This is a genomic window from Caballeronia sp. ATUFL_F1_KS39, assembly GCF_023630985.1.
In the GTDB taxonomy this organism is placed as follows: domain Bacteria; phylum Pseudomonadota; class Gammaproteobacteria; order Burkholderiales; family Burkholderiaceae; genus Caballeronia; species Caballeronia zhejiangensis.
Map to the genome: position 1 here is coordinate 23,011 of NZ_JALQDZ010000007.1, position 7,185 is coordinate 30,195.

Genomic DNA, 7,185 nt, shown 5'->3' on the forward strand with positions numbered 1-7,185 from the left:
GCGCTCCAAAGATCGGTTGGACGGACAGAATACTTGCTATGCCGCGCGCTTGCCCGCTGCGGCAGGCGCGGAGCGGCCCGGCGCGTCATCGAGATAGCGGAACACGACACCCGACAGCAACGTGACGACGCCCATGCACACGAAACTCAGCTTGAAGCCGGTCGCAGTCGAGAACGACCCCTGGAAGAGCTGCACGAGCGAGCCGCCGATCGACACGCCCAAACCGATCGCGAGCATCTGCACCATCGAGAAGAGGCTGTTGCCGCTGCCCGCGTCCTTGCTCGACAGGCCTTTCAACGTGACGCTGTTCATCGCGGCGAACTGCATCGAGTTGCACGCGCCGAACACGGCGAGAATCGCGATTTCGACGGCGAGCGGCAGCGTCGGCGAAAACAGCGCGAACGCGACGATCGACGCGCCCACGAGCGCCGTGTTCACGAGCAGGAACATGTCGTAGCCGTAACGCTTCACGAGCTGCGCGATCCAGCGCTTGCTGACCGTGCCGGCGATGGCGATCGGCAGCATCATCAGACCCGAATGCAGCGGGCTGTAGCCGAGTTCGAGCTGCATCAGAAGCGGCAGCAGAAACGGCACGGCGCTCGATCCGATCCGGCATAGCAGATTGCCGATCAGCCCGACGCTGAAGTTCGGCTCGCGAAAGAGCGCGAGCTGAAAGAGCGGATTGCGCTTCTTGCGCGCGTACGGAACATAAGCGAACGCCGACACGGCCGCGAGCGCGAACAGCGCCGCCGATACCGCGCCGCGATGCGTCTCGACCGGGCAATCGAGCGCGAGCGAGAACGACACCATGCACATCGAGAGCAAGCCGCAGCCGACGAAGTCGAAGGGCGGGGCGTCATGCACCGTGTCGTTCGGCAGGAAGCGCTGCACCGCATACAGGCCGACCGCGCCGATCGGCACGTTGATCAGGAAGATCCAGTGCCACGAGAACGACTCGACGAACCAGCCGCCAAGCGTCGGGCCGAGAATCGGGCCGACCTGGCCGGCGACGGAGATCATCGCGAGCGCGGAAACGTAGGCTTCGCCCGACACGGCGCGCAATATGGCGAGACGCCCGATCGGCAGCAGCATCGAGCCGCCGACGCCCTGCAGCACGCGCGCGAGCACCAGTTGGTTCACCGAGTGCGCGTTCGCGCAGGCGAGCGAGCCGATCACGAACAGCGAAATGGACACCTGATAGACGCGGCGCGTGCCGAAGCGGTCGGCGAGCCAGCCCGATGCGGGTGTGAGCAGCGCCATCGTGAGCGTGTAGGCGACGACGATCGACTGCATCGCGAGCGGCGCGGCGTTCAGACTGCGCGCGATGGAAGGCAGCGCCGTGTTGACGATGGTCGTGTCGAGCGCCTGCATGAAAAAGCCCACGGCGACGATCCAGAGCAGTGCCGTGTGGGAGGAACCTTTGGTCATGTGGAAGCGGAGTTGCGGAGGGTCGCGCGCCCACGAAAGCCTTTTGAAAACAAGGTCGTTTGCGCGATATGTGAAATCTTAATGACTCCGCACGTCATCGGGAAGACCGCTAGCCGCATTGACTGTCATCGGAATATGCGATAACAATATCGCATGCTCAATCCAGTCTGGCTGACGACATTCGCGACGGTGGCCGCGTCGCACAGCTTCACCGACGCCGGGCGCCAGCTCGGGCTGCGGCAGTCGAGCGTGTCCGAGCATATTCGTCGCCTGGAGGAGAGCGTCGGGCGGCGGCTTTTCGTGCGCGATACGCATTCGCTCGCGCTCACCGCCGACGGCGAAGCGATGCTGGTCCACGCCCGCGTGATTCTGGAAGCGATGGCGCACGCGCAGTCGCAGTTCAGCTCGCCGCGGCTGCGCGGACGCGTGCGGCTCGGCTCATCGGACGATATCGCGCTCGGGCCGCTGCCGAGCGTGCTCGCGGCCTTTCGCGACACGCATCCCGATGTCGAGCTGGAGATTACGATCGGCATGACGGGACGGCTCTATCAGATGGTCGATGCGGGCGAGCTCGATCTCGCGGTCGGCAAGCGGCGTCTGGGCGATGCGCGCGGCATGCGGCTTTTTTCCGGCCGGCTCGAATGGCTCGCGAAGCCGGGAACGGTCGTCGATACGAAAGAGCCTCTGCCGCTCATTCTGGTCTCGGAGCCGAGCGTCACGCGCGGCGTCGTGCTCGATTCGCTCGCGATGTCCGGCGCAAGCTGGCAGATGGTCTGCACGAGCAGCAGCCACGCGGGCTGCATCGCCGCGGCGCGCGGCGGTCTCGGGCTGACGGTGCGCTCGCATTTCCTGGCGGCGCGCGGACTCGCGCCGCCGGTGAATCGCGCCGACTTGCCCGAATTGCCCGAAGTGGAATTCATCGCGTTCGGCGCCAAACATCTGAGCCGTCCGGCCGAAACCTTGCTACAGCTTCTGGAAAATAGCGATCTGCGCGGCGAATGGGACGGCGAATGACATGCGCGGGCAGCGCACCGGACGCGGCCCTGCAACGACCGGCAGACCCGAATGGCTATCTGCAAACTGTTCTTATATATTGTGCGGCGTTTGAAGTAGCCACCTTAAAAGACGTGTTTCGGTTCTTCCTTTTCTTCACTTCCGGTTTGCCCGGCATCCGTGCGCTTCTCGCGGCGATCGCGTTCGCCGCGTGCTCGAACGCCCACGCGGCGACCTATCTGACGAAGCACTGCGCCGATCTCGAAGGGAAAACCGTGCCCGCGTCGATCATCGGCTTGCCGACGCGCGGCGCGACGATCGTTTCGGCATCGGTCGTCAAGGCGGCGGCGCTCGGCAACCGCAACGGCGAATACTGCCGCATTACCGGCTTCATCAGGGCGCTGCAGGACACGACGCCCGATATCCGCTTCGAAGTGAATCTGCCGAGCCGCTGGAACGGCCGCGCCCTGCAGATGGGCGGCGGCGGCTACAACGGCACCATCGTTTCCGGCACCGAGCCGATGTCCTTCGCCCCCGATTCGACGCCGCTCGCGCGCGGCTACGCGACCTTCGGCTCCGATTCGGGCCACGTCGGCAATTCGGGGCGCGCGGACTTCGCCGGCAACGACGAAGCCATCGTGAACTTCGGCTTCGGCCATCTGAAGAAAACCCGCGACGTCGCGCTCGCGCTGATCCAGATGGGCTACGGGCGGGCGCCCGAAAAGACCTATTTCGCGGGCGGCTCGACCGGCGGCCGCGAGGGCTTCACGGTGATCGAGCGGTTTCCGAACGACTACGACGGCGTCATCGCCAACGCGCCCGCCATCAACTTTTCCGGCGTGCGGCTGATGGGCGTGAAGATCGGCCAGGCGTCGTATGCGAAGCCGGGCGGCTTCGTCGGCCTTGCGCAGCAGCGGCGCGTATTCGAGACCGTCGTGCACGATTGCGACCGGCTCGACGGCGCGGCGGACGGGATCGTCAGCAATGTCGAGGCGTGCAGGAAACTGGAGCCGCAGATCATCGCGTCGCTGCGTTGCGAGAACGGACAGCGGCCTTCCTTGCGCGACAGTTGTCTGTCGGACGCGCAGATCGACACGCTCGAGACCCTGCGCGACGGCGTCACCTTGCCGTATCCGCTCGCGTATGACGTCAGCGCCTATCCGGGCTACAACGTGTTTCAGGGCGTGGACTTCTCCGGCGCGCTCGGCCTCGGCGATTCGCCGACGCTGCTCAATCCGCCGACGTTCGGCGCGAACGGCTATCTGTTCGCCCAAGGCGATGCCTATATCCGCCACTTCGTCACGCGCGATCTCGCGTTCAGCTCGCTCACGTTCGACGTCGACACGCCCGGGCGCTTCAAGCAGCGCCTCGTCACGCTCGCGTACACCGTCGGCGCGATGAACCCGGATTTCACCGCGTTCATCGCGCATGGCGGCAAGCTCATCGCGATGCACGGCCTCGCCGACGAAGTCATCAGCCCGAATCAGACGATCGCGTTTTATCGCGGGCTCGTCGATCGTTACGGAAAGGACAGCGTCGATGCGTTCATGCGGCTCTACATGGTGCCGGGATTCCAGCACGGCAACGGCGTGTTCATCCCCGCGTGGGACGAGCTCGGCGCGCTCGACGACTGGGTGAGCAACGGCATCGCGCCGGAGACGCTCATTGGCAGCGACATCGCGCCCGCCACCAACGGACGCACGCGGCCGATGTGCCGTTATCCGAACTATCCGCGCTATATGGGCAAGGGCAGCATCAACGTCGCGGCGAGCTTCCGTTGCGTCGAGCCGTGAGCATCGGCATCGGCATCGTCAGAATGCGTTGGCGTGCCGGTCCGACATGCGCGGCCAGTATCTCGCCAGCCAGCGCGACACGAGTCCGCGCTTCGCGACGCGATACGACGTGAGCGACACCTCGATCGGCTGATCGCTCTCGGACGTGAGCCACACACGCTCGCCGCGCGCGAGACGCACGACATCGCCGGGCTTCATCCAGTAATCGTACGGATCGCGATGACGCGTCAGCCAGATCGACAGCGCCGCCGCATCGCCGATGCGCAGTTCGGCGTCGCGCGTGAGCCGCCACGACACCATCTGATGCGGATGCACTTCGACAAAGACCACGACGCGCGCGCCCGATGCAGCAAGGCGCCCGGAAGCGACGCCGTGGCCGACGCCATGACGCGCGAAAACTTGCGATACCTTTTCCATCTCTGCTCTCCATGATGTGAGCCGAAGACGGAACCTTGCACGCAAAAACAAGAAGGCCCCGTCTTGCGGCGGGGCCTTCGGAATCTGTCTGCTTGCTTTTCTGCTAGCGCACACGCTGTCCCGATGACCCGCCACGGATGGCGTTCATGCGGTTTTTAATCGCGGCGATGGAGAAAAGGATGGCTGCGTGCATGTGTCGCAGTATCGATGGGCATGTTCGTGTTTGTCAATATCGAGATAGACTTGAACGCATCAAAAAACATTCGGAGGCTCGTCGTGGCTTATCTGCTACTCGTCGTGGAACCGGTCGAACAGCGTGGCCAGCGCACGGAAGAAGAGGGGCGCGAGGCGTATCGCCAGATGGGCGAATTCGCGGAAGGACTGAAGGCGCGCGGCGTGCTGCGCGCGGTCGAATCGCTGACATCGCTCAGGGATGCGGCGCGCGTCAGCGCAACGAACGGCGATGCGCGCGTCATCGACGGACCGTTCGCCGAAGCTAAGGAGATGATTGGCGGCTTTTTTCTGATCGATTGCGAAACGCGCGCCGAAGCGGTCGCGATCGCGGCCGAATGTCCGGCAGCGAAATGGTGCACCGTCGAAGTCCGAAAAGTCGGCCCTTGCTATACCTGACACGCGCTTCGTGTCGATTTTCCTGCGCGCCGTTCGTCGTGGTATTGAAAACAGCGATCAACCCGGAGACCGCCGCCATGCACAAACAAATTTTCGTGAACCTTCCCGTTCGCGATCTCAAGCGTTCGATGACGTTTTTCAAGGCACTGGGCCTGAGCTTCGATCCGGCGTTCACGAATGACGACGCCGCGTGCCTCGTCATCGGCGAAAACATTTACGCGATGCTGCTCGTCGAAACGTTCTTCCAGACTTTCACCGAAAAACCGATCGTCGATGCCCACGCGAGCACCGAAGCGCTCGTGTGCCTGTCGTGCGAGAGCAGGGCGGAAGTCGACGATCTGGTTGCGAAAGCCATCGCCGCGGGCGGACGTGCGCCGCGCGCGCCGCAGGATCACGGCTTCATGTACGGCCACGGATTCGAAGATCTCGACGGCCATATCTGGGAGCTCGTGCACATGGATCCGGAAGCGGCGTGAGCGGGCGCGCGAAACGGCACAGCACGCCGGACGATGCCGCCCGGCGCGCCATCGACGCGGTGTGGCGCATCGAGTCCGCGAAGGTGATCGCGAGCGTGGCGCGCGTCGTGCGCGACGTCGCGCTTGCCGAGGAACTGGCGCAGGACGCGTTCGTCGCCGCGCTGGAACACTGGAGCCAACCGGGCGTGGGCGTGCCCGAGAAGCCGGGAGCGTGGCTCATGACGACAGCGAAGAACAAGGCGCTCGACCGTCTGCGGCAACACGCGCTACACGCGCGCAAGCACGAAGAATACGGACGCGATCTCGACGCGCGGGAAGCGCATATCACGCCCGATTTCGTCGATGCGCTCGATGCCGCGCGCGAGGACGACATCGGCGACGATCTGCTGCGGCTCATCTTCACGGCGTGTCATCCGGTGCTGTCCGTCGATGCCCGCGCCGCGCTGACGCTGCGCCTGATCGGCGGACTCACGACGGATGAAATCGCGCGTGCGTTTCTCGTGCCGGAGCCGACGATCGCGCAACGTATCGTGCGCGCGAAGCGCACGCTGTCGGCGGCCCGCGTGCCGTTCGAGGTACCGAAAGCCGATGCGCGCGCCGCGCGGCTCGGATCGGTGCTCGAAGTCATCTATCTGATTTTCAACGAAGGCTATTCGGCGACCGCCGGCGACGACTGGATGCGACCGGCGTTGTGCGAAGACGCGCTCAGGCTCGGGCGCATCCTCGCGGAGCTGACGCCGGATGAGAGCGAGGTTCACGGGCTCGTCGCGCTGATGGAGATTCAGGCGTCGCGGACCAAGGCGCGCGTCGACCGGGAAGGCCGTCCGGTGCTGTTGCCGGATCAGGACCGCAGCCGCTGGGATCCGCTTCTGATCCGGCGCGGGCTTGCCGCGCTGGAGCGATCCGAAGCGCTGGGCGGTGCGCGCGGCGTGTATGCGTTGCAGGCGGCGCTCGCGGCGTGCCATGCGCGCGCGCCGAGCGCCGCCGACACCGACTGGCCGATGATCGTCGCGCTCTACGACGCGCTGATGCAGACTGCGCCGACGCCTGTCGTCGAACTGAATCGCGCGGTCGCCGTGAGCATGGCGTACGGGCCGGAAGCCGCGCTGCCGATCGTCGACACGCTCGCCGACGCACCCGCGCTCAAGAGCTATCACTGGCTGCCGAGCGTGCGGGCGGATCTGCTCGCGAAGCTCGGGCGCAAGAACGAGGCGCGCGCGGAATTCGAGCGCGCGGCTTCGCTGACGAAGAACGGGCGGGAACGCGCGTTTCTGCTGGAGCGGGCTGGCGAGATGGGATGAGACTGTGAGAGATGAGCTTCGTCCGATCGCGTCATTGATTTAACATAAGACAAATTATCGGCGTTTTTGATGTAGGAGCAACATGAGAATGTCGTGTTCTAGCAAGATACAAATGTCGTGTTTTTGCGACCACTGGCAAGCTGGCGA

General features: G+C 64.7%; 7 protein-coding genes. 5 read left to right on the plus strand and 2 right to left on the minus strand.

Annotated features, from left to right (window positions below; all coding sequences use genetic code 11):
- Window positions 1–36: 36 nt before the first annotated feature.
- Window positions 37–1,428, minus strand: a complete 1,392-nt coding sequence (locus tag NCR93_RS07130; RefSeq protein ID WP_175982890.1) for a DHA2 family efflux MFS transporter permease subunit — start codon at window positions 1,426–1,428, stop codon at window positions 37–39.
- A gap of 153 nt (window positions 1,429–1,581) precedes the next feature.
- Between NCR93_RS07130 and NCR93_RS07135 the strand changes: the two genes are divergently transcribed.
- Both NCR93_RS07135 and NCR93_RS07140 read left to right on the plus strand, forming a co-directional pair.
- On the plus strand, window positions 1,582–2,442 hold the full coding sequence (locus NCR93_RS07135) for a LysR family transcriptional regulator (RefSeq protein WP_008349626.1): 861 nt from the start codon (window positions 1,582–1,584) through the stop codon (window positions 2,440–2,442).
- A gap of 113 nt (window positions 2,443–2,555) precedes the next feature.
- Window positions 2,556–4,214, plus strand: a complete 1,659-nt coding sequence (locus tag NCR93_RS07140) for a tannase/feruloyl esterase family alpha/beta hydrolase (RefSeq protein ID WP_175982889.1) — start codon at window positions 2,556–2,558, stop codon at window positions 4,212–4,214.
- Between the two features lie 18 nt (window positions 4,215–4,232).
- Here the strand turns inward: NCR93_RS07140 and NCR93_RS07145 are convergent, their stop codons facing one another.
- Entirely contained in the window at window positions 4,233–4,631 is a 399-nt protein-coding gene (locus NCR93_RS07145; protein ID WP_175982888.1) for a DUF2917 domain-containing protein, read from the minus strand.
- A gap of 276 nt (window positions 4,632–4,907) precedes the next feature.
- On the opposite strand from NCR93_RS07145, the gene NCR93_RS07150 reads away from it, so the two are divergent.
- The 3 genes from NCR93_RS07150 to NCR93_RS07160 all read left to right on the plus strand — a co-directional run bounded on the left by NCR93_RS07150 (window position 4,908) and on the right by NCR93_RS07160 (window position 7,038).
- Entirely contained in the window at window positions 4,908–5,261 is a 354-nt protein-coding gene (locus NCR93_RS07150) for a YciI family protein (protein ID WP_175982887.1), read from the plus strand.
- Window positions 5,262–5,338: 77 nt separating this feature from the next.
- Entirely contained in the window at window positions 5,339–5,737 is a 399-nt protein-coding gene (locus tag NCR93_RS07155) for a VOC family protein (protein WP_175982886.1), read from the plus strand.
- Window positions 5,734–7,038, plus strand: a complete 1,305-nt coding sequence (locus NCR93_RS07160) for an RNA polymerase sigma factor (protein ID WP_175982885.1) — start codon at window positions 5,734–5,736, stop codon at window positions 7,036–7,038. Before NCR93_RS07155 ends, NCR93_RS07160 begins: the two co-directional genes overlap by 4 nt.
- Window positions 7,039–7,185 lie beyond the last annotated feature (147 nt).